This window comes from Porphyromonas gulae (assembly GCF_000765945.1).
GTDB lineage: Bacteria > Bacteroidota > Bacteroidia > Bacteroidales > Porphyromonadaceae > Porphyromonas > Porphyromonas gulae.
Map to the genome: position 1 here is coordinate 30,844 of NZ_JRAT01000006.1, position 22,874 is coordinate 53,717.

Below are 22,874 nucleotides of genomic sequence, written 5' to 3' on the forward strand. Positions count from 1 at the left end.
ATGACGCAGATACCACAAGATATCATCGACAGCGTACGCGCTGCCTCGCCGATAGAGAAGATCATCGCCGAGCATGTAGCCTTGCGTAGGGCCGGAGCCAACTACAAATGCACTTGCCCATTCCACGCCGACAACAATGCCTCGCTGATGGTATCTCCCACCAAGGAGATATGGAAGTGCTTCGGCTGCGGCAAGGGCGGCAACGTCTTCTCGTTCCTACAGGAACACGAAGGCGTATCCTTCCCGGAGGCCGTGCGCATACTCGCCACTCGAGCAGGCATCAAGATGCCGGGGGCGAAGCTTTCGGACGAAGACCTGGAGCGGCAGCGCAAGCGCGAATCGCTCGAGGCTGCTCTGTCTTTCGCTCGCGACACTTATCGCTCCCTTGTGACTGACCCGGCTGCAGAGGAGTTCCTCGCGTCGCGTAAAATCTCTGCCGAGACGCTCGCGCTGTACGAGACCGGTTATGCCCCGAGCGGGCGCGACTATCTGCTGCAGCAGGCGCGCCTCGCGCAGCATGCCGATGCTGTGATGTTGGATGCCGGACTGATCGGGCGGAGCGAGCATGGCGGTCACTTATACGACCGCTTCAGCGGCCGCATCGTGTGGCCCTTCCACACACCCAGCGGGCGCATCACGGGATTTACCGGACGCTGCATCGACGGCAAAAGCGAGGCCAAGTACCTCAACAGCCCCGACACCCCCCTCTTCTCGAAAGGGCGGGTGCTCTTCGGCCTGTGGCAGGCCAAGCGGCACATCGTGCAGGAGCAGCTGGTCTACCTCGTCGAGGGGCAGATCGACGTCATGCGCATGGCCGACATAGGCGTGCGCAATGCCGTCTGTGGCAGCGGCACGGCACTGACCCCCGAGCAGGCTCGGCTACTGCTACGCTTCACCGAGAACGTCACCCTCATCTATGACGGAGACGAAGCCGGCATCAAGGCCACGAAGCGCAATGCCGAAGTATTGCTCGAGGCGGGGCTGAATGTGCGCGTGATAGACCTGCCTCGAGGGCATGATCCTGACACTTATTTCCTCACCGCATCGGAGAAAGAGCGCACCAAGATGCTCAAGAGCTCGAAGGATGTGATCACCTACCTCTACCACAAGAGCGAGGCCGACGATGTGGACGCGATGGCCAAGGCGGACGCCATCGGCGATCTCTGCCGACTGATCGCCTTGGTCTCTGACAGCATCACGGCCGGTCAGCTCATCAAGACGCTTGCCCGCCAGAGCAAGACGTCCGGGGAAGACCTCACCGACGCCGTGCGCCGGCACCGTCAGTCGCGCCCCAAACGGGCCCTGCCGGAAGCCACCGGCAAGGCCTTCATCGGCATGGATGAACTCCGCGAGCTGGCAGAGGGCAAGCGAGTGACCGTGGAGCTGACGTGGACGGCCGAGGACTACGGCGAGAAGTGGAACAGCACGCCCGCCCTGCTCGTCTCCGGCACGCCATCAACGTATGAGCTGCAGGACCTGCGCACCATCACCGAGCGCCTGCGCACGCAGATAGAGATAAGCATAGGAGAGGAGCTCGAAGAGCCCGCCGAGCTGGAGACGCTGCGACAGATGGCACGTGCAGGATTCGACCTGACGATCCTGCAGCGGGAGAATAAATACGAGACTGTCACAGAAGACGGGGAAGAGCACCGACATCTGGTGTCGACGCTTCGCGAGATGGGGTGGACGGAGTACTACATCAGTCTGTACTCCGGCTTCCACGAAGCATCGGAGAACACCCGCAACATCGTGCTGCAGCGTTGTGCCGAGGAGATCAGCTATGCGGACGAAACGATGCGTGCTGCCAACATGACGCGCTACGCCCGCCTGCTCGATGTGACGAAGCAAGCTCTTACGTCCATTGCCGATCCCTTCATCCGGTTACGTCGCAACGAGGCTCGGCAGCGCAGCAATGCCATCGAGGACGAGGAAGGCAACGCCGTGATCATCAATATGGACGAGGTACCGGCTTATGTGATGGAAGATGATGAGATGCGCAAGCAGTACCAACGCTTCGGATATTTTCCGCTTCGGAACAAACAGGGCACTCGTGATATCGGATACATGTTTTCCGACAAGGGAAAGGGCTTCATCCGCGTGGGCAATTTCTTCATGCGTCCGCTCGTGCATATCATGCACGACGAGAGTCAGAAAAACAAGCGGATCGTGGAGCTGAGCGTCGCTAACCATGCAGGATTTCTCTATATGGATTTTATCTCGAAAGAGATGCTCGGAATTACGCAGTTCGAAGCGCGTATTTGGGAGAGGGGCGGCTTGTGCTTTACGAATGGCAATCAGGATCGACTCAAGTCTATCCTGCACTCGATGGCAGATAAGTTCCGCCCCTGTACGGAGCTGGAGACGCTCGGTTGGAATGACCTCGGCTTCTTCGCCTTTAGCAATGGCCTCTATCACGAAGTGGACGGAGACTGGAGGTTTACTCCGGTTGACGAGATCGGACTTGTAGAACATGAAGGAGAGGGCTACTTCCTCCCCACCTTCAGCCGCATTCGGATCGAACGTAAATCTAACGACTCCGAAGGAGACCGACAGCGTAAATATTTGAAGTATGATCCTTCCCGTACGGCGGATATCACCTTCGCCGAATGGGCAGCCTTAATGGATGAAGTCTATAAAGTGAACGATAACGGCAAATGGGCGACACTCTTCTCTATTATGAGCGCCTTCCGCTCTGATATTTTCAGCTTCGACAGGCTGTTTACTGCCATATTTTTTGTCGGTCCCACAAACTCGGGTAAATCGAAAATCGCCTACAGTACCCGCGCACTCTACATGCCGGAGGAGGCGTCTTTTTTTAACCTGAATTTGGGCTCCATTCCCGCGCTCAGCAGCATACTGGAGCACAACCGCAACATACCCGTCATGTTGGACGAGTTCAAAAACGACCTGCCTCCGGAGAAGATCGAGACGTTGAAGGCTGCTACCTACGACGGTGAAGGGCGACAAAAACGCAAGAGCGCAGACAGCAAGGATGTCGATACAGCTCAAATCAATGCGGCGATCATCCTGCTGGGGCAGGAATCCCCCGACACCAACGACGGGGCTTTGGGAAACCGCTGCGTGATCTGTGACGTGCCCTTGCACGGAGAGTGGACCGAATCGGAAAAAGAAGTGTTCGATAGACTGAAGTCCTATGAGGCGCAAGGGCTTCATCACCTCCTCTTCCAGGTGCTTGCGATACGACCAAAGGTGCAGGAGTTCTTCCGCCCTATACAGCAGGGTTGCATCAAGGAGCTGCACGATGCTGTGCGAGGTAAGCTGGCCAGCTGCGAGGCTCTTCCTCGTGTACTAAATACTGTGAGCCTCTTCCTGTCCATGCTGCGGCTGCTGGAGCGGCACACCGATTTGGAGCTGCCATTCAGCTACGATCAGTTTTTCCCGTTGGCCGTAGAGAAGGTGGTGAAGCAGGTAGAGTCGCATGCCAAGAGTAATAAGGTGAACCGCTTCTTTCAAGCGGTGGCGACCTTGCTGAACGACGGCAAGGTGGTACCCGGCCGGGATTACAAGATAGACCATCCCCGTACGGGTGCGGTTACAATAGTCAAGAGCGGCCGCACCTCGGAGTCGGTGCCCGTGCCTGACGGCACTCGCCTGCTCTATCTCAAGGTGGCAAGTATATTCCCCCATTATGCGCGTCTGGTTGGTAGCGAGCATTTGCCGATCGGGTCGCTGCAGAAGTATCTGGAGGGAACGCCTTACTATATCGGTCGATCTGCGTCGACGCGATTTACGTGGGAGGAAACGGTCGAAGTTAGCAGCTCGGAGGCTGCAGGGTATGCTACCCAACAGGAAGACCCCATCAATGGCGGCATGATGCCACCATTGATGGTTGGCGGTAACCTTGCCCGCCGCGTGCGTAAGACGAAGTTCGACAACACTTCTTGCGTTGTCTTCGACTACGAGCAACTGAGAGAAACTATCGAAATAGACCTCGCCAGGGATATGTTCGAAGAAGAAGAGCCGGAGGAGGTGTTCTGATGAAGTCCATCCTTGATGCTTGCTGCGGAGGCAAGATGTTTTACTTCGACAAGAGTTATGATAGAATCATTTAAGAGAAAATTGGAGGGAGACAATCTATCTCCAAACACGATAACAGCTTATCTCTATGCCGTTGGAGACTTTTTCAGCAAGCATCAGAGCATTAACAAACAAAGCCTTTTGCTCTACAAAGCAGAGCAGATCGAACGCTTCAAACCTAAAACCGCAAACCTTCGCATTCAAGCCCTCAACAAATATTTAGAGCACATCGGAAAGAGACAGCTGCGACTCAAATCTCTCAAGATACAACAGAAGAGCTATCTCGAAAACGTTATCAGCCAAGCCGATTATGACTTTTTGAAGGCTGAACTAAAAGAATCCGGGCAATCAATGTGGTATTTTCTCATTCGCTTTTTGGGAGCCACCGGGGCGAGGGTGAGCGAATTGGTGCAATTCAAGGTGGAACACATTCGTATAGGATACTTCGACCTATACACCAAGGGCGGTAAGGTAAGGAGGCTCTTTATTCCTGTCGAATTGCGGCGAGAAGCTGAGGTTTGGCTTGGTGGAGAGGAGAAAAGCTCAGGATATCTTTTTACAGATCGCCGTGGCAGACAAATTACGCCAAGAGCCATTCGCCACAAGCTCCAGTATTTTGCCCATCGATGGGGGATAAATCCTCACGTAATGCACCCGCACTCGTTTAGACACCGATATGCGAAAAACTTCCTGGAGGCGTTCAATGACATTGCCCTCCTGGCAGATCTGATGGGACACGAGAGCATTGAGACCACGCGGATCTATCTTCGCCGCACAGCCTGTGAACAACAGGCGATTGTAGACAACGTGGTTACATGGTAATGTAATTCTTAAAAAAGAAACGAAATGATTATCAGAGCAAAGGAGGGAACAGCCCTCGAAGAGAAACTGCGAGAGCTGTACGAAAGTGTGTCAAACGAAAGGGCGCGGGCTTTCGCCCGTGCAGCGGAGATATTTGGAGCAGAGCCCCGGAGTCTCACTTATTGCTGGGTTTTCGGCTTTAGCTACATGTATATGATCTCGCACCCGCTAACATTTGAGTCCGAGCTGGAGAACCCTCCCATATACGTAAAGGATCTCGGCAATAAGACTTATTGTCTATCGCGTAGATATAAAGTCGCTCGAGAGATCATCAAGGCCTTCGAAGATGATTTCCACGGCATAAAACCCGAGCTCGGGGATTTTGGCATCAATACGATTTCGAACTCGAGATATTGTGACTGGGAAGTCCTGCAGGAGAAAACGGGCCGATTCATTTTTTCAGCATCGGAATGGAGTTTCTCCGGTTCCTCTCGTGATCAGTACGAAGAGATTGCAAACTCGGACGTAATCTTATGATAAAGGATTCGTAATCAAAACTCGTTAGTCAACGGAACAGCGCGCCCCTGAAAGGCGCGCTTTTTCGTTGACGGCTGGACATTTCTTTTTCGAAGCAGGTTCGGAAGGCGGACATTTTTTTTTCTTCGTGCGCCCAAAATGCCGAAATTCCCCGCACCCCTTTTATACAAAAAGCCCGCATTAAACACATCTTGAACAGGGAAACGCCAGAAAAATACGTCCAACAGTCCAACTTCGCCTAAAATTGCCTATTTGTTCAATAGTAAGGAATTAGTAAGTAGTTAGTAGTTAGATAGTTATATTATTTGTATGTTTGTTGGACGTTGTTGGTCGCCGTTGGTTTTGTGGGTGTTTTTGTTGGACGCAGGTTATTTTTGTTGGAAAGGCGCTTTCCAACGCCCGACCAACAGAACCAACAGCCGTATCCGTACCGTCCTACAGGCCGAATTTTGTAAGTATTTAATTTTCAGTCGTTTACGAATTTCGACAGGCAAGTTTGTTGGACTGTTGGACTGTTGGACGAAAAAAATGAGGTAGGGGTAGGCAAAAACACAAAAACTCGGCATGGTTGCGAAAAAAAATAGCATATCATTGTAATACAGGTAGTTACGAAAATGGTCGTTACGAAAATCAACATTAAGCCCCATCTCGCAGAGTATATGCGAGCAAAATTTTGGGATTCCGAAATTCAGGCTGTGAGATTACCTGACAAGGACGATCTGTATATCACGATATACAACCTCACGAGCAAAAGACCGGCGAATGCCGGCATCGATGATGGCAATCTCCCTATTGCCATACCCCACCGTCGCGAGGGGAAAAATCCCAGCCATTGGAACTACCTTGGCGTTCGGGCAGCCGCACAAATAGAAAGTCTGATAGAGGTGAGATTCTGGGCTGAGCTGCATCAGTATCTTGATGAGCAGAAGCATCGCTATAACATCGATTACATTGCCTCTATTGAGGTCTTCATGAATCGATACGATATTCAAAGCATCTCAGATGAAGCTCTGAGAAAAAATTACTACAGATGGAAACGATCCTTGCGACCCACCGCCGAAACCAGAAGCTACCGAAAAAGACGCTGACCAAGCGTATCTATTTGTCCCCTTGTAGAGAATGATATGGAATAAAAGAGAATAACGCGGAATATATGCACAAAGAACTATGTACCCAGATAGGCGTTGCCATCTTGGGGGAAATGGCAACGAAGGCACTCGACAGTCTGATGATATCTTCTCAGATCATGTCGTTTCCGTTTGTCTTTAATGCGGACAATTTCAGTATCGAAAGTAGCATCAATAAAGGCGAACACGGGATTCGCTATGAGATAGATCAGCGTATCAATATCGACCTCCCCGCCCCTGCAACCTTAGATAAATTCAAAATTCGCCGTCGTTGCATCGTCTGTCTTAAGAGCACCAGGGGCGATACATATATAATAGGAGATAAACATTTTCCGGCAGTGGTAAGCATCCTTCCGCATCTTAACAAGGCTGTTTTGCATCTAAAGCACGCCTCTATCTCCCCACAATTCGGCTGATTAAAGTCCTTTAGCACCGCTTGTTATGCGTCTACATTCGCATCATAACAAGCGCGTATGATTATCGACTTATCTAAAATTTCACGGGAATCTCTGGATCTGGTGCTTAATCCGAGTGGATGGCTGATAGATATCGGAGAGTTTCATGCTGCGCTGGCGGATATTATTTTATCGCGCAGCGCCGAATACTCATATAGCAAGGACTGTTTCAAGCATGCCGAGGCAATTGCTGCCAGAGTCAACGGTATCAGTGTCGTATCGGGGGATAGCTTGAGTCAGGATATTCCTGAAGGTTCTGTTGCCTACTATCGAGTGTCCGGGCTGGTACGTTCGGATTATCCTTACGACTGGTACTTCTCGAGCAAGAGGATGGTACGCGACCTATTGAGCGCAGAGGGCAATCCTAATATCGCCGCCCACTTTATACATGTAAGCTCCGGAGGAGGAGAAGCCTGGTATCTTGACAGGCTATACGAAACTCTTATCTCGCTGGAGAAGCCCATTTTTGCGCATATTGAAAAAATATGCGCATCTGCTGCATACTATATCGCCTGTACGGCACAGCAGGTGATGGCCGAGACGCCGAATTGTACAGTGGGGTCAATAGGTGTCATGTGCCAGTTTACCAACCTGCAAGGGCTGTTTGAGAAGCTGGGGATAAAAGATGTGCAGTTATACGCCTCCGGCTCTGATCTCAAGAACAAGAAAATCCTCGACGCCTTGTATAGAGAGAAGCCCGAGGAGTTTATTCGCAAAGAGCTTAATCCCATCCGTGAGCAGTTCGTCGATGCCGTTCGCTCGGCGCGTCCTGCTCTATCAAAGCTAACGGATGATCACCCGGTATTGCGTGGTGAAGATTATAGAGCAGAAGAGGCCTTGACAGTTGGTCTCATAGATGGCATACAGACTCTCGATCAGAGTCTGCGTGATGCACATCGGGCCGGATTGGCTTATCTCGATTCCGTTAGGACCAGAACACAAGCACTCAATTTTCTCAACCAATAGCTAATATGAATTTCAAAGAGATGATGAATGCGGTCTTGACCGCACTCGGTCTCGTCGATAAGGCGAGAGCCGGGACGCTTACATCTGAGGAATGGACTCGTATCGAGTCTGAGCTGAAGAGTAAGTACAATATCGATCTGTCTGCTGCTGTGCAGGATGCACAGAAAGCCAGCCGGCTCGAGGAAGAACGAAAGCAAGCATTGGATATCATCAACGCATCAACGCCCGGCGCGGAGAATGCTGATGATGCAGATCCAGCGCCTGAAGCGAGTCTTGTCGAAGAGGTTAAGAAGATGACCTCTTTGCTTGATTCTCAGACTGCGACGATCACCGAGTTGCAGAATCAAATTGCGAAGATGGCAGCGGCGGCGGCTCCCGACAAACCTGAAGAGACTATTTCGCGGCCATTGTCTGTACACGGTCCTGGGACGAACGAAAAATATTTGTTCGGGATAGCCTCTCCTGTTTTCTCGATGGATAAACGGTGGAATCGCATCGCTCAGAATCCCGGTTATGCCGCTATCTCTGCAGTCGATGAAGATCGCGATGGTGTTGCATTCCGTAGCGCTGTAAGCGAATACGGCAAGACTGTCGCAGAGCGTTATGCCTTCTTGAAGGCGAATGGTATGCTGAATCCTAATAAACTCGCAGCTGGAGAGTTCAGTACGAACACGTCCGATTTGTCGAAAGCAGGACTTGGAGATCAATATGTCGTTATTCGGCAAGATGCTCTTATTGCGCATGTCTTGCAGCGTTTAGCTGTGACAAACATCTTCCCTGTTCGCTCAAACGTTCAGGATCGAGAGCTTATGACAAATGCCTTCTTCGAGCAGGTGTCACAGGCTTGGCAGCCCGGACGCGTCTTCAAAGGAGGCGTTAAGCTTCAGCCCGAAATGGGCTATGTGGATGATTCGATGACTAAGCTCTATTTCCCCCAAATGAAGGAGATAGAAAGGCTGTACATCGGATATCTCAATACGAACGGCAGCGACCCGATCAAATGGAACATGATCGAATGGATGATAGTCAATATGATGTTGCAGATGGCTTCGGAACAGAATCATCGCCATATCATGGGGATCTATCTCAAGCCAAAGGATGGCGTTGCAGGTCACTACCTCAACGCAGGAACAGGCGTTGTTTATTCGCTCCTCCGCTACATGCATGAGAACAAGCTTCGTCCGCTTGAGCATCCTGCTTATGACGGTTACACCGAGAACACAATGCTCGATGCGGTGATCGAGTTTGCGAAAGACGTTCAGTCTGTCATCGACGTAGACCAGAACATTGCCAACTACCGTCTCTACCTGAACGAACGCCATAAGCCCTGGTATGCTGCGAATATTCGTCAGAAATACCATTTGGACTCAGACTTTTCCGGTGTGAGCAGCTTGATGAATACAGTGCCGGACACAGCGCTTGCCATCGAGTGGGTTCCGAATATGGAGAACTTAACTCTGATGTTTGTTCAAGAGCCGGGCAACATCCAGCTACTCGAGAACGTACCGGGCGAGATGTTCTCTATTCGCATGAAGGATGAGATGGAAGCGGTTATCGCTTGGTCAGTCTGGAAGGAAGGAGCTGCTGCGGCTTTTGTTGGATTCCCCTTCGAAAGTTACGAGGCTCTGAAAGCAAATGAGTTTGCGCATCAGCGCATCTTCATGAACTTGCCGAGCATGAAGCTTGAGCCGGCTGCTACAACAGCGAACGCGTCTAAGGGATTTATTTTCCTCATCGGCGAGAACTCAGCTCCGACAGCGCTGACAAACATTGAGAATGCTAAGAAAGGTACTGCTTACATCTTGCGATGTGGCGCTCACACTGCGAATGCGACAACGATCGCCAAGAGCGGAAAGTTTGCCGGCATTACAGCTGCCTTCACTCCGAAAAAGGAGGGTGACTACATCATGGTTGCGCTCAACGACGAGGGGGACGGCTTCGTCGAGCTCGAGCGTTGCCAGGATGGTAAGAGAACGATCAATCAGAAACTCCAGCCGAACGTTCCCGGCGGACGATAAATCTTTGACAGGGGCGCAGGTGTATGCTTGCCCCCTGTCTTAAACTCAGTACAAAAATGAAGAAGAACAAAATCAAAAAATTTGCGATTGCCCTGCTGGGCATCATCGCGCTGCTCGTGCTGGGAGCTGTCTTGCAGGCACATGGATTCTTTGGAGATCTTATGAATGTCATCTCTTTGACATCCGCAGCAATTGTGCCAATTGCAGACATCAAAGACGTGCCGGACATCGAGGTAGCCGGGAAAAGTCTGGGTTATCGATTACGACTTATCAGATCCGCTGACGTCGACCGATCGCAGAAATTTACGGCCGATGAATCCAAGCCCGGGGCTATCAAAAAAATTCCACTACTGGAGGGCGCAAAATTCACGAACATAGAATGCCATGCGATTCCTGAATTTACCAGCAAGGGGTCTAAAGGAGACATCACTGTCTCCGGCACAAATACAATTGTAGCTGTGCTCGGAGGTTTCCGCGAGGACACGCTGAGGTTCCTTGAGCAGCACGTTGGAGGAAAATTCCTCATAATTTTTGAGGAGTGTGGACCGGAGGGAAAAGCATATCTCGTTGGGGATGTGTGTAAGCCGATGGTCTTGAAGGAGTTTGACAACCGGAATAATCATGACAGCCGCAGCTGCGTGGTTACCTTCGAAAACGAAAGTATCTACCAGCCTGTGTTGTACACGGGCGGAGAAAACAATGGCGCGTAATGTATAACTACAAAGACAAAGCCGTTCACGTGAGAGACCTCTTGCGTGAACGCTTCGCAGACACGGACCGTGAAATTCTTCGCGCTGTGTCTCCGGATCATCCCGAATCCCTCTGTGTTCGTCCTGCCAGTCAACGACATGAGATTGTCTTGCACGCGCTGTTGGATATTATTACAAGAGAGGAAGTAGAAAAGAGAAGGGAAGCAATTCTGAATCCTGCTCCTGTAGATGGAGATGGTGATTCCGAAAGCGTAGAGGATCCCACCCCAGCTCCGACTCACGTCGATGGAGAAGACAATGCAGAGGATGTGGACAATCCGGCTCCTGCGGAAGATAACTCGTTACTATCAGAAGTCGCCGACCAGGCTAATCAGCTGGAGGGGCGAGTAGATGAGCTGGAGGGGCAGATCTCTGACCTCTCGGATGAGTTGAATGCGGAAAAAAAAAGCGAGCAGAAACCTCAAAAAAACAAAAGGAAGAAGAGTACCCACTAATCAGGTGGGGAAACCTTGAAGACCCTAAGGTGCAGCTCGCTACTGTATTGTATAACTCCCGCATCAACGATTACCGTCTGATGCGGGAGTTGTCAGATAGGATCGACAAGTCTTCTCCTCCAGAAGAGGAGGATATAATTGCTTTAGCGGAAACCCAGATTCGGCAAAACCTCGCGTTCAAAGAGCTCCGTAATTACAACCTTACAGGGGAGTTTCTTGGCGAGCATCCGCTTATAATCCACCAAAAAGAATACAGTGATCTTGAGTTGCTTCGAAAAAGCAACCCTTCTGCATTCCTTCAAGAGTTTGCCAGATGCAACAAGAATGTTCAGCGTTATCGTGGATACATAAAAGATTCGAAAAAGAAAAAAGAGAAGGAAAACAACCAGCGCCTCCTTGACAAGCATGTCGCCCGAATGGAGGTCTTCAATAAAATATTATCAGATGAAAACGATTGAGGTTTACAACTTGGGCAATCTGCCTACTGCAGATGTGTCAGAATTTATAGAGCTTCAGCAGGATTTCAAAACTCTTGATCCTGAGAAGCTGAGGAATCTTCAGATGCTTATTATAGAGAGGGGATTCAAGTATGCATTCACAGTCTGGAAATCTCCTGAAGGGAAGAAGTATATCATAGACGCACACCAGCGAAAAGCGGCTCTTCTCGCGCTCAGAAAAAGAGGATGGAATATTCCTCCTATCCCATTTCAGCCGATTCAGGCAGAAAACAAGAAAGAAGCAGTAGAAGAGATAGCCGCATTCAATTCCTCTTTTGGAACGATGAATCCGGACACGCTATTGTTTCAGCAGTACGAAATCGATAAGGAGACCCTTGATTCATTTAGTCTCCCGTTCGAGGCTGTTGCTTTTGAAAATGTCGACATAGAATCTGTCGACTATGGTGTTGTCGGTAGCACAGATGCCACGGAAGACTCCTTTGAGGAGGAGGAAATAAAAGTTCCGGATTATGACAAGGCTATAAGTAAGACGGGAGATATCTGGATGCTTGGAGAGCATAGGCTGATATGTGGAGATTGTCAGTCTAAGCGCGTTGTTGATGCTCTCATGCAGGGAGCTAAGGCAGACCTGTGTGTAACAGATCCACCTTATAATGTGTCCTACGTCGGTGAGACGGAAGATATGATGACTATCGATAACGACGATATGTCGAATGACGAATTTTTGTCATTCTTGCGGCAAGTATTCAAATCTATAAAAGACGTAATGAAGCCTGGTGCGGGAATCTATGTATTTCACGCGGACACGGAAGGATCTAATTTCCGTCGAGCGTTTGTTGAAGCAGGGTTCAAATTCGCGCAGTGCTGTATATGGGTTAAAAGCTCCTTTGCGATGGGGCGTCAAGATTACCAATGGCAGCATGAGCCCATCTTGTACGGATGGGTCCCTGGGGCTGCGCATCGTTGGTACTCGGACCGTAGGCAGACAACCATTTGGCCGTTCGATCGCCCGAGCCGTAATGCGATACACCCAACGATGAAGCCTATCCCGCTCATCTGTTACCCAATTCAGAATTCTTCAAAGCAAAGGGATATTGTTGTTGATTTCTTCTCTGGCAGCGGATCGACGCTTATCGCATGCGAAAAGACCGATCGTATTTGTCACGCGATTGAGATTGACCCGGGATATGTAGACGCCTCTGTTCGTCGTTATCGACAGCTGTTCCCGGAAAGCCCTATAACACTGATTCGAGATGGAAGAGAGCTCTCTTTTGCTGAAACAGGATTATAGTGCCAAAGTCCGCACCTTCGGTTCTCTCGGTTACTCTGCCGAGAGAATCGCGGATTTGCTTGGTCTTAGCGGACAAGAGCGGTCGATATTTCTCATTCGCTTGAGCACGCACGGTGATCCGTTAAATACTGCATATCGAAACGGAGAAGTGCTCGGGGAGTGGAATATAGACGCAGCTTTGTCCAAACAGGCCGAGGGCGGAGATGTGGATGCAATAAAACTGCGAAACGACCGTATGCTTGAGCGGCAAATCGCAGACATGAAAAAAGAGAAATTCGGACTATGACGGTATTGGAACAGCTGCACAAGCTTCATCCGGACATCGTGGAGGCCTTCCTGTTGACGGGAAAGTCTTCCGCGATGACGCCGGAGGTGCAAGCCTTCGTGCGTCAAATTCAGTGGGCTGCTGAGATATACGGATCTGAGCGCAATATCTCGCGCGCGGCAGGCAAGCTGCGGATGCGTATCCTGGCGGAGCAAAAAACAGTTGTAGACATACGTACCTGTAAATCTCGTATTTATAACGCAATTGCCTATTTCTCTATCGATAACAATGTCGCCACAAAAATCTGGGAAAGCGATTTTGCAGATAAGTATGAGGATCTTGCTTCTTTGTCGATCCTCGCTGGCGATATTAAGACCGCGAAGCGCTGCTACGACTCTGCGCACGAATGCCGCGTTCGCGCATCAGAGGCAGCCAACAGAGAAAGTGCGTGGGCTCCTGTATTTATTATCTCCCCGGACATAAGCTTGACGCAGCTTGGATTTGAGACAAAGAACCTCAAGGCTATCGCGAGGAAATCTAATGATGGTTTTTATGCTCGATTCCTCGAAGATTTACCAATCGACAAGGCGGATAAGATACGCCTATTGAATGACGCAAATATCGAGGACGCGACATTTGAAGAGCTCGAAACAGAATGAAAAAAACACAGCTCCAACCTATCGAATCTCCGACCCTGCAGGAGGATATCCGTGAAGGATATTATATGAATCTCATGCAGATAAGAGCGAACCTCATCGACGCAAACGTGCAGATTATGGAGGTCGCCCGAGCGGGAGGAAAAACGGAAGGCGTATTTGGTCCTCGCATTGTCAAAGTCGCTAACTCTATGCCGGGAGAACTTGGGTTCCTTGTGCATAAGACATACGCAGCACTACTGACGAACATCTGGCCAAACATCCAGGCGTGGTTCGCTCGTCCGATTCACGACGGTCGTAGATCCATGCTCGAATATGGAGTAGACTATATCGTTGGTGAGGGAAAGATCCCTGGGCACTTTCGCCGCCCCCGATACCCCATTGTCTATCCAAAGCATAGTATATTATTCAGAAACGGGTTTCATCTCCAGCTGGTATCAAGCGATCAACCCGAGTCTGTCGCAGGTAGATCGGGTGTGCATGCCTTCATCGAGGAAATGAAGCACCAAAAAGGCGAGAAGTTAAAGACCCGCCTTTTCCCGTCTTTGCGTGGGTCCGACATGCGGGCGAGACAATCTCCTTATTATCAGGGAATAACGGGCGTTTCAGACACCGCCCGTGTCGATTTGGGCGAAGACAATTGGTTTGAGGAGTATGAACGCAATATGAGCCGTGAGCTTATCGACGAAATCGCCACGGTCTCATATCACGTAAACAAGTTGCTGTTCAGACAGAGCGATATCGAATCGAAGAACAAATCAGAAAAAAATCCAGTCCTGCAGGAGGCTGTCAGGCTTGAGCTTGAGAAGATCCAGCGTGCACTCGCTATCTGGACTCCTCGCCTGTCAGAAATGCGAAGAAATGCTACGTATTACGCGCGTGCGTCTTCTTTTGTCAATAAGGATATCTTAGGTCCGAAGTTCTTCCGTACACAACGGGAATCTCTGGATATCGATGAGTTTCTCACGGCGATTTGCGCAATTCGTCGGCGCGCTGTTGTCGATCGCTTCTTCGCGGCGTATGAACCTTCGAAACACCAATTCTCGGATAGTATTAAGTATAACGAGATACTGAAGGTGGATCTGAAAGATCACTTCGAGCTAAACGCTTCTCACTTAAAATATTACGACCCTGATCGCGAACTGTTGCTCGGGTATGACCCTGGTGCTTTCGCATCGCTGGTGGTAGGGCAAGAGAATGAGAGCGTTGATACAATGCGGTTACTCAAAGAGTTCTTCACTATCGCCCCGAAGGGGCAGGCCGAGATGGCTGCAGAATTCAATCGCTTTTTTGGCTCTTATGCAAAGAGTAAACGCCTACTGCTATACTTCGACCGTGCGGCGAATAAACGTCGCGAGGATGCGGAGCAGATAACGACAGATGCCAAGCTGCTGCAGCGCGAGCTGGAGAGCTATGGTTTTGACGTCGAGCTCATGGACGAAGGGCGGGCGACTATATACCATTGGCAGCAGTACAAGCTGCTGTTATATATATTCAGCCACAACAACTCTATGCCTCGTGTGCTGATTGATGACGTGATGTGTCCTAACCTGTGCTCTGCCATTATGTTGTCGCCGAAAAAGACTACGGACGGTCGCATCGAGCTGGACAAATCAAGCGAGCGAAAAGTGCAGCTCCGGCATCAAGCAGGACTCACAACACAGCTGCCGTCCGCTCTTATCTACCTTTTGTTTGGTCGCTACTCCGGACTAATGCCGGCGGAATACAGCCAATTACCGCCCGATTTACCTTCCAATTCGATAGCATAACCCCTAACGATTGACACAATAATCTTTCGTGCGCATAGTAAAAAAGCACTGTTTGACACCGAAAAGCAGTACAATACGCTGATAATGAGCTGTTTGTTCTTTCAGATTGAAATCCGAGAAAAAACAAACGCGAGAAATCTGCACGCCCCGCTGTCTCCTCCGTTGAGGGCGCATTGCGCCCCACCGGCGGGAAATGTGACGGGAAGGGGGTGGGGGTGTCCTTTTGAAGCGCGTGTTGCGTCGTTAGCTTCGCATCGTGGAATGTATAAAAGGGATAAGAGCGCTCGAGTGGGCTCGAGAGCTCTCGAAGGTGCCAGAAGGATGCTTCTCTATCGCCTTTTACCCATACAGCCGCAAGCAGCGTCGTGCAGGGGTAACCCTGCGCGTCTTGTCAGGTTGTAAGGTGCGTAAATCGCTCCCCGATGAGGCCTTTTCAGTCGGTAGCGAAAACTACTTTTTATTTCAGGACAAAGACGGTAATAATAAAATGTGTTACAAGGTTTTGATCCGCTACATGGGATTTCCCCATGACGGGTTCGCATTACGAAAAGTGGAATGGATATGATACAGCAGATAGGGCGGTTCGGTGTATATAGCGGTGATGGAGATGTTATCGCGTTCAGTATCGATGGGCTTGATGATCCCGTCTTTTCCTCTGCGCCGGCGCGGTCGGCAGGACGCAAGAGCGACTCTTATCGCAGAGTCGGAGATTTTCGATTACTCTGTCGGGGTGTTGATGACCGTTCGTGCGAGGAGATCGAAGCGGCACTAAAGGCGAATCGCTTGATGCCGTCTCTGATCAGCAAGCAGGTGCGCTTACTGTATGGACGTGGACCGCGTATATATCTCCGCTCCGGGGAGGACGGAGAGGACGGCGTAAACAAGAACTGGGTCGCACAAGAGCAGATACAGTCCTGGCTGGAGAGTTGGCAAGAAAATGGACTTGATATGTCCTATACGGACTTTGCCGCTTCTTGCATTAAGTCCTACTATTTCTTCCGAGATTATTTCGTTAAGTGGAGGATGTCCTTATCGCCAGGCGCAGGTGGTGCTCCACGCGTAGCCGGACTGGAGTTTGTCGATAATAGATTCTGTCGGCTCGGTACGACGAAGAAAGAGGGCGACAGAACGCCAACGTCGTACTCCGACTTTTCAGTTGTGGCGTTTGGCGACTTCAGGCAATCTTCGAACACTTACAAGATATATCCATTGCTGCGACTGAAGGAGGTAGACAAGTATAAGTTTGCCGCTATCTCTCATCATCGTGAGGGCAGCCCAGGCGAGGTATATGGACTAAACGAAGTCTATGAAGGGATCAAGGAGTTTTTGAAGACCAGTAACGAGCTTCCCATCTATGTGGGCAGCTTTCTCGAGAACGCATTGGCGGCCAAGGTGCACGTCGTAATTCCAAATGCATGGGTGGAGGCGAAGAGAGCTCAGATAAAGACGATATGCAAAGAGAACGAGAAGAGGGTCAAGGCGAACCTCTCGCCTGTCGCTTTTGAAGGTGTCGACGTTGGAACGGAGTATAAGGAGTCGGACTTGTCCACGCTGATACAGAACCAGCTTCGTCAGATTTCGAAGTTCTTGTCCGGATCGCGCAACCAGGGGAAGGCATTCAGCTCTTATTCCTTTATGGACTCTTCTGGCAATGAGCAGCGTTGGAAGATAGAGGAGATTGATCTAAAGTACAAGGAGTATATAGAGGCACTGGACTCTCACGATAAGCGCATCGATGAAGTACTCGTTTCTTCGGTCGGACTGGATCCGTCGATATCCTCGATCAGCAAGCCCGGTATGATCTCCAAGAGCGGAGCTGATACGTACTACAATCTGTTGCTTTATCTGATGACGCTCACACTTGATGATGAGAAGTGCTGCGAGCCATTTAATCTCGCGATACAGATCAATTTCCCTGACCTTTATAAGGAGGGGTACAGGATCGGTTTCTTCCGCCCCCTCCCGGCTAAACAGTCCGAGGTCAGCCCCGAAAATCGCTTGTCTAATCAAGCATCAGAATAATGGACATACAGACCCTTTTTCCCAACTTGGCCGCCTTGCGGCTATACGCACCCGGTATCAGCGCCGGCAACTCTCTGCACGACCTGCAGGGCATGCTGCCGCATGCAGAGAAGCAAGTTGCCGACATCGTTGGTAGGCAGCTGTTAGACAAGCTGCTTACTGCTGCGGAGACAACGCGCGAGGGGGGAGCCATCCGCTCCGCCTTTGCGAATCTCCTCTTGCTTAAGACAATCACCTTCGATTCCGTCAACAAGCGACTGACAGGCGAAAAAGACCTGTACCGGTACGAGGTTGACTCCATGCGAAGGGAGTACACTGACAACTACTATAATGCGATGGATACCATCTTGTCTGTTGTCAGCAGCGAAGCGGAGTACGCGAGTTTGTGGGAGGGTAGCCGGTGGGCTTCTCTGCTGAAGAATGTGCGCATAGTCTCGTGTTCCGACTTCGATTCCCTATATCCGATCGACTTGTCGTATCTGTTCTTCTTCAGAACGCTTCCTTTTCAGCGAGAAGCACTACTTGAGCACGGAGCCATCTTCGATCGTCTTGAAGAAAAGGAGGCAGATGATCCGACTATTGTCAATTATGAAGCTCTGACGCTTCAGGCGCGCCTGGCTCTTGCTAAGCTCGTTGTCGCGCTGGCGCTCGAGCGGCTGGACGTTACCGAGCTGCCGGCTGTCATCCGTAACCTCTTTGTAGAGCAAAAAGCCCTCCGCACTGGATACGACCCTGCGACAGCAACAGCGGCGATGGCAAGTCGACTGCGCTCGGAGGCTTCAGTCGCTTTGTCGACTGTATCCATCGCCCTATCGGACACGCCGAACGCCGGCGGCTCGGGTATCAGGGCAACGGCGGAAGACAAGATCATCCTCATGCCATGAACACCCCACGGATAACGATCGAGACCCCGACAGGGGTATATACCATCCCCAATCGTTGGTCGCTCCTCGACCGGCGTCTGTTTCTTGGGACCATCGAGCTTATCGATAGGTGGCATGCGGGCATGATCAGCCCGATTGTGGCGCAGTCCATGTATGTATGCCTTGCGCTGGACATCGACCCGACCCGCATCAAGAATGAAGAAAGCATGCGCAATCTGTATTCTATCGCGAGGATGGTAGACTTCCTGTTCGACTACAATGAGGACAAGGAGGAAGCTCGCTTGCGGGAGCCTGTATTCGCACTGCAGCTGTTCCCGTCTGTTCAGCTCGGCGGGCAAACGTTCCCCGGGTACGACGTTTGCACCTCTGGCGGCATGCTCTCTGTCGATATTGCCGCTCTGCGCTTTATCGATGCCCTTCAGGCCCTGGGGGACAGCAGGGATGAGTCTATGCTGCGCCTCGTGCTTACGCTCTATTGCCCTGGCAGCTATTCTCCTTCTGATGTGCATAGACTTTCCGCGACCCTCTACCCTCAAGTGAGGGCGGAGGAGTGGAGCGTCATCCGAGCTGTTTCTTTTCAGTTTTCCGCCCTGGCAGCCTACATTTTCCGCCATCCGAGGTATGCCATCCTGCGAGGGTCCGGCGAATCGCCTAATGCCGAAAAGTCGGAATACGCTCTCGGCATGGAAGCTTCGCTTTATCACCTCTGTGCGGATGGGATCGGGACGGCCGATCAGGTGGAGCAGCTTCCTATTTTACAGTACCTCGAGCTGATGCGACAGAAGCTCATCGAGGGGGTGCGCTCGATGAAGGAAATGGGTATGGAGATTGTAGAGATCGCGGATAAGTCGCGACTGGATGTTGTAACTGTAGCTAAGATTCTGCAATAATGTTTAGAGAGATACTTCTTTATTTCGCAAAGTTCAGCAGCCGTGACGGCGTGCTAAAGAACTTCAGCACCGGCAGAAGCACGATAGACGGCTATGCCGAACTCCGTGACCAGCTTGAGGCAATCGAATATCTTGATGTAGTCCATGAGTTTATCTTCAGCCCCCACCTCGACAAGGTGCGATCTCGCGTGTCAGGAATACTGTCTGTACCGTATTTATTCGTCGATTATGGCGAGATAACACATGAAGCTGCCGTCCCCGGTCAGTATCGTGATGAGGCCGCCTTGGCCGTCACTGTAGCCTTTCCGCTCAGGGATGCCAGCGCAGACCCGATGGAGCAGCTCCTTATCATGGATGACTGCCTGCGTCGGTTGGTGGATATCCGCAATCGCATCCTCGCAATCCGGTGCCCATCCGATCCGTACTATAAAGGTCTCGCTCGCGCTCACCAGCTTGTGCCCTTCGAGGCGCCGGGGCTATCCTCTGTCGGATGGACTATGACGTTCAGCCGAGACGGCATCGATTCTCTGAGTGCAAAGCCTATGCGGTAGCGTGTGGCTTGAGGCGTATGAATAACCGACTCGAACAGTTGCAGACGCTCTGTTTCTGAGTGTTTACTGCGCGTCAAAGTCTTTGCAGGAGTAGGATTTAGGCCCTTCTACTCCTTTCCAGAGAGTAGTGTCTGACGAAAAATTTTTCTTGTTTCATAAAACAAAGTGTTTATTTTTGCGTTATCAAAGTAAACGGACAGGTAGAGAGCCCTTCTCGGCCTGTCATAAACAGAGACAAAATTATGGCATACCTACAAAACCTGTGGCGGTTTATCGTCAATGCTTTTCATGTATTCGGCGAAGCATCCAGAGGTCGGTATAACCCCTCCTCTAAAGAAGTGAAAGAATACAAAGAAGAGCTCCTTAGACGGGATATGTCTGAGATGTCTGATGCTGTCAATATGGCTTCTGACAGAGCTTCTATAGAAAAAGACGTCAGAAGATCATGGCAGAAACTCATCTCTTCATGTAATGGCTAAAGGAAAAATTACACATCGTAGTGTAGAGCACAATGGAGAAAATGGGCTGAGTAGACAATCTCAAACAGATCTCACTGTAGATGCAGCTCCACTCCCACCCGCCGAGGAACTTGAAAAATATCAGAAGCTGAATCCAGATATTATTCAATTCCTTCTTAAGGCAGCAGAAAAGGAGCAAGCCAATAGGCATTGGGCGGAGAAAGAAAAAATAAAAATTGTTTCTCGATCTGAGAAAAGAACTACACAGATCAATGTAACCGGTATGGTGTTTGCTTTTTTTGCGATCGTCGTAATTTTTTTGGTCTGTGCATACGCACTTTATTTAAACAGAACATGGTTTGCCGGGATTATGGCAACATTGGGCGTTGCAACTATTGTGGGTTCTTTCACTCAGCAGCGCAATGAATCTAAGAAATGACTTACTGATAACGTAACCCTACTCTCTTATTACCGCCCGCTACCTCTTTTTGAGATAGCGGGCGTATTTTTTGCATAAGCGTTTGTGTTTCGGATGGAAACCTTTTGTATGTATATTTGTCTACCTTTTCTAAACAATAAAAACTATGGACTTCAGAGACATCTTAAAACAACTATCTGAAAGGATAGAGAAACTGAAAGACAATCTTCAGACAGAAGAAGCGACCAAGAACGCTCTAATTATGCCATTCATGCAGGCAATGGGGTATGATGTATTCAATCCGTTGGAGGTCGTTCCGGAATACACCTGCGATATAGGTACAAAGAAGGGTGAGAAGATTGACTATGCAATCATGCGGAATAACGAGCCGATTATATTGATTGAGTGTAAGCACTGGAAGGATACGCTTACGCTCGCAGACAATCAGTTGCTTCGCTACTTTCATGTTTCTTCCGCTAAATTTGGGGTCTTGACCAATGGTATTGTATACCGATTTTATACCGATTTGGATCAAGCGAACAAGATGGATGAGAAACCTTTCCTTGAAGTCAATATGCTTGACCTTCGAGATCATCAGATTGAGGAGTTGAAGCAGTTCCATAAATCATATTTCGATATCGAAAAGATTCTCAGCACAGCAAGTGAGCTGAAGTATATGAAAGAACTAAAAGATTTGATTCTGTCTGAAATGAATGATCCGTCCGAGCAGTTGGTTCGACTTTTTACGAAGCAAGTTTATGATGGGATTATCACTGCAAAAATTTTTGAGCAATTCAAGGAGCTTACGCAAAAGTCTTTCAAGTCAGTCATCAATGATCTGATTACAGCTCGTTTCAAAACGGTTATGGATAAAACTAAAGAGTCAGATGCCGATGAGCAAGCTCAGGAGTCGGATGCTGTAGAGACGTCGGCTGTTGTAACAACGGAGGAAGAACAAGAGGCTTATATGATTGTAAAAGGCATTCTGCGAAAATATATCAGTATCGACCGTGTTGCATCTCGTGATACGCAGTCTTATTTCGGAGTCTTGCTCGATGATAACAATCGGAAGCCGATCTGTCGTTTCTACTTCAATACAGCAAACAAATATCTTGCTACATTTGAGGAAGGGAAGAAAGAAGTAAAGGTATTGTTGTCATCCCTTGATGACATCTATATACATGAAGATGCAATTGCCAAATCTCTTGCTCTGCTTATTGAGCAGACCGAGTCGTAGTCATTATTCTACTTAAATGTTTAATCCCGTGCCAATTGTGACACGGGATTTTTTTATATAAAAGCTTGCGGTTTCAAAAAGAAACAATACATTTGCGGTGAAAACAATCATTCACTGGCGGGAGTAATGACCTGCCACTTTTATGGCGGGTGTTTTTATACCCTAACCACAGATACAGAATTGCGGTATCGCACCCCCGTCGCTCTTGGTTAATGCCGGAGCAAGCCAGTGAAGGTTGTTTTCAGCGGGTCAGGCGATGCCGCTTTTTTCATCGCCTTCAATGAAAACAACCGATATGTCAAACAAAAGAACTGCCCTCAAGGGCAAGAAGACGGCGAAGGCTGCAGCTGCGCAGCTGTCGCAGGAACCGCAAGCGTCAATCAAACGGACGCACAAGAGTACGCAGCATATCGTTGCGAAGCTTAAAGAGATCATCGTAGACTTCCTCGCTATAGAGGATCTGTCGGGCTACGATGTCGATCTGATCAATTTCTATGACGAAGAAATGACCCTGCGCATCAGCGGAAATTGCGCCCGCATGGATGTACGCATCGTATCTTTGATGCCGGAAGGAGGTGCCCGATGAGAACGACAAATCAATTCCGGTTTACGACACCGCATCAGAAAAACGCTAAGGACATTCTCAGAGCCTGCTTGGAAGAAATGCTCGCTACTATCCCTGATGACTCCTCGGATGTCGAGTTTCATTTGAATCTTGGAGTATACTCTATCGTAAATGCGAAGGGAGAAGCAAAGTTCGACTTCTGCCACAAAGGTGAAGATAGTACTATCTCTTTCTCCGCACCACTCACGAAAACAGAGGGAAGGA

General features: G+C 49.8%; 23 protein-coding genes. All 23 read left to right on the forward strand.

Going from position 1 to position 22,874, the window contains the following annotated elements:
- The 23 genes from dnaG to HQ49_RS02000 all read left to right on the forward strand — a co-directional run bounded on the left by dnaG (window position 1) and on the right by HQ49_RS02000 (window position 22,631).
- Window positions 1-3,999, forward strand: a complete 3,999-nt coding sequence (gene dnaG / locus HQ49_RS01885) for a DNA primase (protein ID WP_039418130.1) — start codon at window positions 1-3, stop codon at window positions 3,997-3,999.
- 57 nt (window positions 4,000-4,056) lie between these two features.
- Window positions 4,057-4,860 (forward strand): tyrosine-type recombinase/integrase, encoded by an 804-nt coding sequence (locus tag HQ49_RS01890; protein ID WP_039418131.1) that lies wholly within the window; start codon window positions 4,057-4,059, stop codon window positions 4,858-4,860.
- A 24-nt stretch (window positions 4,861-4,884) separates the two neighbouring features.
- Entirely contained in the window at window positions 4,885-5,376 is a 492-nt protein-coding gene (locus HQ49_RS01895; RefSeq protein WP_039418132.1) for a hypothetical protein, read from the forward strand.
- A gap of 659 nt (window positions 5,377-6,035) precedes the next feature.
- Window positions 6,036-6,464 carry a hypothetical protein gene (locus HQ49_RS01905; protein ID WP_235290031.1) on the forward strand — a complete coding sequence of 143 codons (429 nt, stop codon included), beginning with the start codon at window positions 6,036-6,038 and terminating at the stop codon, window positions 6,462-6,464.
- A 65-nt stretch (window positions 6,465-6,529) separates the two neighbouring features.
- Window positions 6,530-6,919: a hypothetical protein gene (locus HQ49_RS01910; RefSeq protein ID WP_152569119.1), complete on the forward strand. Its 390-nt coding sequence runs from the start codon at window positions 6,530-6,532 to the stop codon at window positions 6,917-6,919.
- A gap of 57 nt (window positions 6,920-6,976) precedes the next feature.
- Window positions 6,977-7,924, forward strand: coding sequence for a S49 family peptidase (locus HQ49_RS01915; RefSeq protein WP_052073411.1), 948 nt, complete (start codon window positions 6,977-6,979; stop codon window positions 7,922-7,924).
- Between the two features lie 5 nt (window positions 7,925-7,929).
- Window positions 7,930-9,942, forward strand: coding sequence for a hypothetical protein (locus tag HQ49_RS01920; RefSeq protein WP_039418139.1), 2,013 nt, complete (start codon window positions 7,930-7,932; stop codon window positions 9,940-9,942).
- Between the two features lie 56 nt (window positions 9,943-9,998).
- Complete coding sequence (locus HQ49_RS01925; protein WP_152569120.1) at window positions 9,999-10,652, forward strand: hypothetical protein; 654 nt, start codon at window positions 9,999-10,001, stop codon at window positions 10,650-10,652.
- On the forward strand, window positions 10,652-11,146 hold the full coding sequence (locus tag HQ49_RS01930; RefSeq protein WP_039418143.1) for a hypothetical protein: 495 nt from the start codon (window positions 10,652-10,654) through the stop codon (window positions 11,144-11,146). Before HQ49_RS01925 ends, HQ49_RS01930 begins: the two co-directional genes overlap by 1 nt.
- An 80-nt stretch (window positions 11,147-11,226) precedes the next feature.
- The gene (locus tag HQ49_RS01935) at window positions 11,227-11,604 is read left to right on the forward strand and encodes a hypothetical protein (RefSeq protein ID WP_021662592.1); all 378 of its coding nucleotides are present in this window, start codon (window positions 11,227-11,229) and stop codon (window positions 11,602-11,604) included.
- A complete protein-coding gene (locus HQ49_RS01940) occupies window positions 11,591-12,895 on the forward strand; it encodes a DNA-methyltransferase (RefSeq protein WP_039418144.1) in 1,305 nt (434 codons plus the stop codon). Before HQ49_RS01935 ends, HQ49_RS01940 begins: the two co-directional genes overlap by 14 nt.
- Window positions 12,858-13,181, forward strand: a complete 324-nt coding sequence (locus HQ49_RS01945) for a hypothetical protein (RefSeq protein WP_021664949.1) — start codon at window positions 12,858-12,860, stop codon at window positions 13,179-13,181. Before HQ49_RS01940 ends, HQ49_RS01945 begins: the two co-directional genes overlap by 38 nt.
- Window positions 13,178-13,819 (forward strand): hypothetical protein, encoded by a 642-nt coding sequence (locus HQ49_RS01950; RefSeq protein WP_021664950.1) that lies wholly within the window; start codon window positions 13,178-13,180, stop codon window positions 13,817-13,819. Before HQ49_RS01945 ends, HQ49_RS01950 begins: the two co-directional genes overlap by 4 nt.
- Window positions 13,816-15,585, forward strand: a complete 1,770-nt coding sequence (locus HQ49_RS01955) for a hypothetical protein (protein WP_039418145.1) — start codon at window positions 13,816-13,818, stop codon at window positions 15,583-15,585. Before HQ49_RS01950 ends, HQ49_RS01955 begins: the two co-directional genes overlap by 4 nt.
- Before the next feature lie 310 nt (window positions 15,586-15,895).
- Window positions 15,896-16,150: a hypothetical protein gene (locus HQ49_RS01960; RefSeq protein ID WP_235290032.1), complete on the forward strand. Its 255-nt coding sequence runs from the start codon at window positions 15,896-15,898 to the stop codon at window positions 16,148-16,150.
- On the forward strand, window positions 16,147-17,607 hold the full coding sequence (locus HQ49_RS01965) for a hypothetical protein (protein ID WP_052073418.1): 1,461 nt from the start codon (window positions 16,147-16,149) through the stop codon (window positions 17,605-17,607). Before HQ49_RS01960 ends, HQ49_RS01965 begins: the two co-directional genes overlap by 4 nt.
- Window positions 17,607-18,491, forward strand: coding sequence for a hypothetical protein (locus HQ49_RS01970; RefSeq protein ID WP_039418150.1), 885 nt, complete (start codon window positions 17,607-17,609; stop codon window positions 18,489-18,491). Before HQ49_RS01965 ends, HQ49_RS01970 begins: the two co-directional genes overlap by 1 nt.
- Complete coding sequence (locus tag HQ49_RS01975; protein ID WP_039418151.1) at window positions 18,488-19,381, forward strand: hypothetical protein; 894 nt, start codon at window positions 18,488-18,490, stop codon at window positions 19,379-19,381. Before HQ49_RS01970 ends, HQ49_RS01975 begins: the two co-directional genes overlap by 4 nt.
- Window positions 19,381-19,932, forward strand: coding sequence for a hypothetical protein (locus tag HQ49_RS01980; RefSeq protein ID WP_039418152.1), 552 nt, complete (start codon window positions 19,381-19,383; stop codon window positions 19,930-19,932). The genes HQ49_RS01975 and HQ49_RS01980 overlap by 1 nt, the downstream gene beginning before the upstream one ends.
- Window positions 19,933-20,174: 242 nt before the next feature.
- Window positions 20,175-20,411: a hypothetical protein gene (locus HQ49_RS01985; protein ID WP_039418154.1), complete on the forward strand. Its 237-nt coding sequence runs from the start codon at window positions 20,175-20,177 to the stop codon at window positions 20,409-20,411.
- Window positions 20,404-20,829 carry a hypothetical protein gene (locus tag HQ49_RS01990; protein WP_052073412.1) on the forward strand — a complete coding sequence of 142 codons (426 nt, stop codon included), beginning with the start codon at window positions 20,404-20,406 and terminating at the stop codon, window positions 20,827-20,829. The genes HQ49_RS01985 and HQ49_RS01990 overlap by 8 nt, the downstream gene beginning before the upstream one ends.
- A 145-nt stretch (window positions 20,830-20,974) precedes the next feature.
- Window positions 20,975-22,045: a type I restriction endonuclease gene (locus HQ49_RS01995; protein ID WP_039418155.1), complete on the forward strand. Its 1,071-nt coding sequence runs from the start codon at window positions 20,975-20,977 to the stop codon at window positions 22,043-22,045.
- 295 nt (window positions 22,046-22,340) lie between these two features.
- Complete coding sequence (locus HQ49_RS02000) at window positions 22,341-22,631, forward strand: hypothetical protein (RefSeq protein ID WP_152569121.1); 291 nt, start codon at window positions 22,341-22,343, stop codon at window positions 22,629-22,631.
- Window positions 22,632-22,874: the final 243 nt, after the last annotated feature.

Bases quoted from the DNA above. Each gene is read 5' to 3' on its own strand.
- dnaG (WP_039418130.1), top strand. From the start codon at position 1: ATGACGCAGATACCACAAGATATCATCGACAGCGTACGCGCTGCCTCG.
- HQ49_RS01890 (WP_039418131.1), top strand. From the start codon at position 4,057: ATGATAGAATCATTTAAGAGAAAATTGGAGGGAGACAATCTATCTCCA.
- HQ49_RS01895 (WP_039418132.1), top strand. From the start codon at position 4,885: ATGATTATCAGAGCAAAGGAGGGAACAGCCCTCGAAGAGAAACTGCGA.
- HQ49_RS01905 (WP_235290031.1), top strand. From the start codon at position 6,036: ATGCGAGCAAAATTTTGGGATTCCGAAATTCAGGCTGTGAGATTACCT.
- HQ49_RS01910 (WP_152569119.1), top strand. From the start codon at position 6,530: ATGCACAAAGAACTATGTACCCAGATAGGCGTTGCCATCTTGGGGGAA.
- HQ49_RS01915 (WP_052073411.1), top strand. From the start codon at position 6,977: ATGATTATCGACTTATCTAAAATTTCACGGGAATCTCTGGATCTGGTG.
- HQ49_RS01920 (WP_039418139.1), top strand. From the start codon at position 7,930: ATGAATTTCAAAGAGATGATGAATGCGGTCTTGACCGCACTCGGTCTC.
- HQ49_RS01925 (WP_152569120.1), top strand. From the start codon at position 9,999: ATGAAGAAGAACAAAATCAAAAAATTTGCGATTGCCCTGCTGGGCATC.
- HQ49_RS01930 (WP_039418143.1), top strand. From the start codon at position 10,652: ATGTATAACTACAAAGACAAAGCCGTTCACGTGAGAGACCTCTTGCGT.
- HQ49_RS01935 (WP_021662592.1), top strand. From the start codon at position 11,227: ATGCGGGAGTTGTCAGATAGGATCGACAAGTCTTCTCCTCCAGAAGAG.
- HQ49_RS01940 (WP_039418144.1), top strand. From the start codon at position 11,591: ATGAAAACGATTGAGGTTTACAACTTGGGCAATCTGCCTACTGCAGAT.
- HQ49_RS01945 (WP_021664949.1), top strand. From the start codon at position 12,858: ATGGAAGAGAGCTCTCTTTTGCTGAAACAGGATTATAGTGCCAAAGTC.
- HQ49_RS01950 (WP_021664950.1), top strand. From the start codon at position 13,178: ATGACGGTATTGGAACAGCTGCACAAGCTTCATCCGGACATCGTGGAG.
- HQ49_RS01955 (WP_039418145.1), top strand. From the start codon at position 13,816: ATGAAAAAAACACAGCTCCAACCTATCGAATCTCCGACCCTGCAGGAG.
- HQ49_RS01965 (WP_052073418.1), top strand. From the start codon at position 16,147: ATGATACAGCAGATAGGGCGGTTCGGTGTATATAGCGGTGATGGAGAT.
- HQ49_RS01970 (WP_039418150.1), top strand. From the start codon at position 17,607: ATGGACATACAGACCCTTTTTCCCAACTTGGCCGCCTTGCGGCTATAC.
- HQ49_RS01975 (WP_039418151.1), top strand. From the start codon at position 18,488: ATGAACACCCCACGGATAACGATCGAGACCCCGACAGGGGTATATACC.
- HQ49_RS01980 (WP_039418152.1), top strand. From the start codon at position 19,381: ATGTTTAGAGAGATACTTCTTTATTTCGCAAAGTTCAGCAGCCGTGAC.
- HQ49_RS01985 (WP_039418154.1), top strand. From the start codon at position 20,175: ATGGCATACCTACAAAACCTGTGGCGGTTTATCGTCAATGCTTTTCAT.
- HQ49_RS01990 (WP_052073412.1), top strand. From the start codon at position 20,404: ATGGCTAAAGGAAAAATTACACATCGTAGTGTAGAGCACAATGGAGAA.
- HQ49_RS01995 (WP_039418155.1), top strand. From the start codon at position 20,975: ATGGACTTCAGAGACATCTTAAAACAACTATCTGAAAGGATAGAGAAA.
- HQ49_RS02000 (WP_152569121.1), top strand. From the start codon at position 22,341: ATGTCAAACAAAAGAACTGCCCTCAAGGGCAAGAAGACGGCGAAGGCT.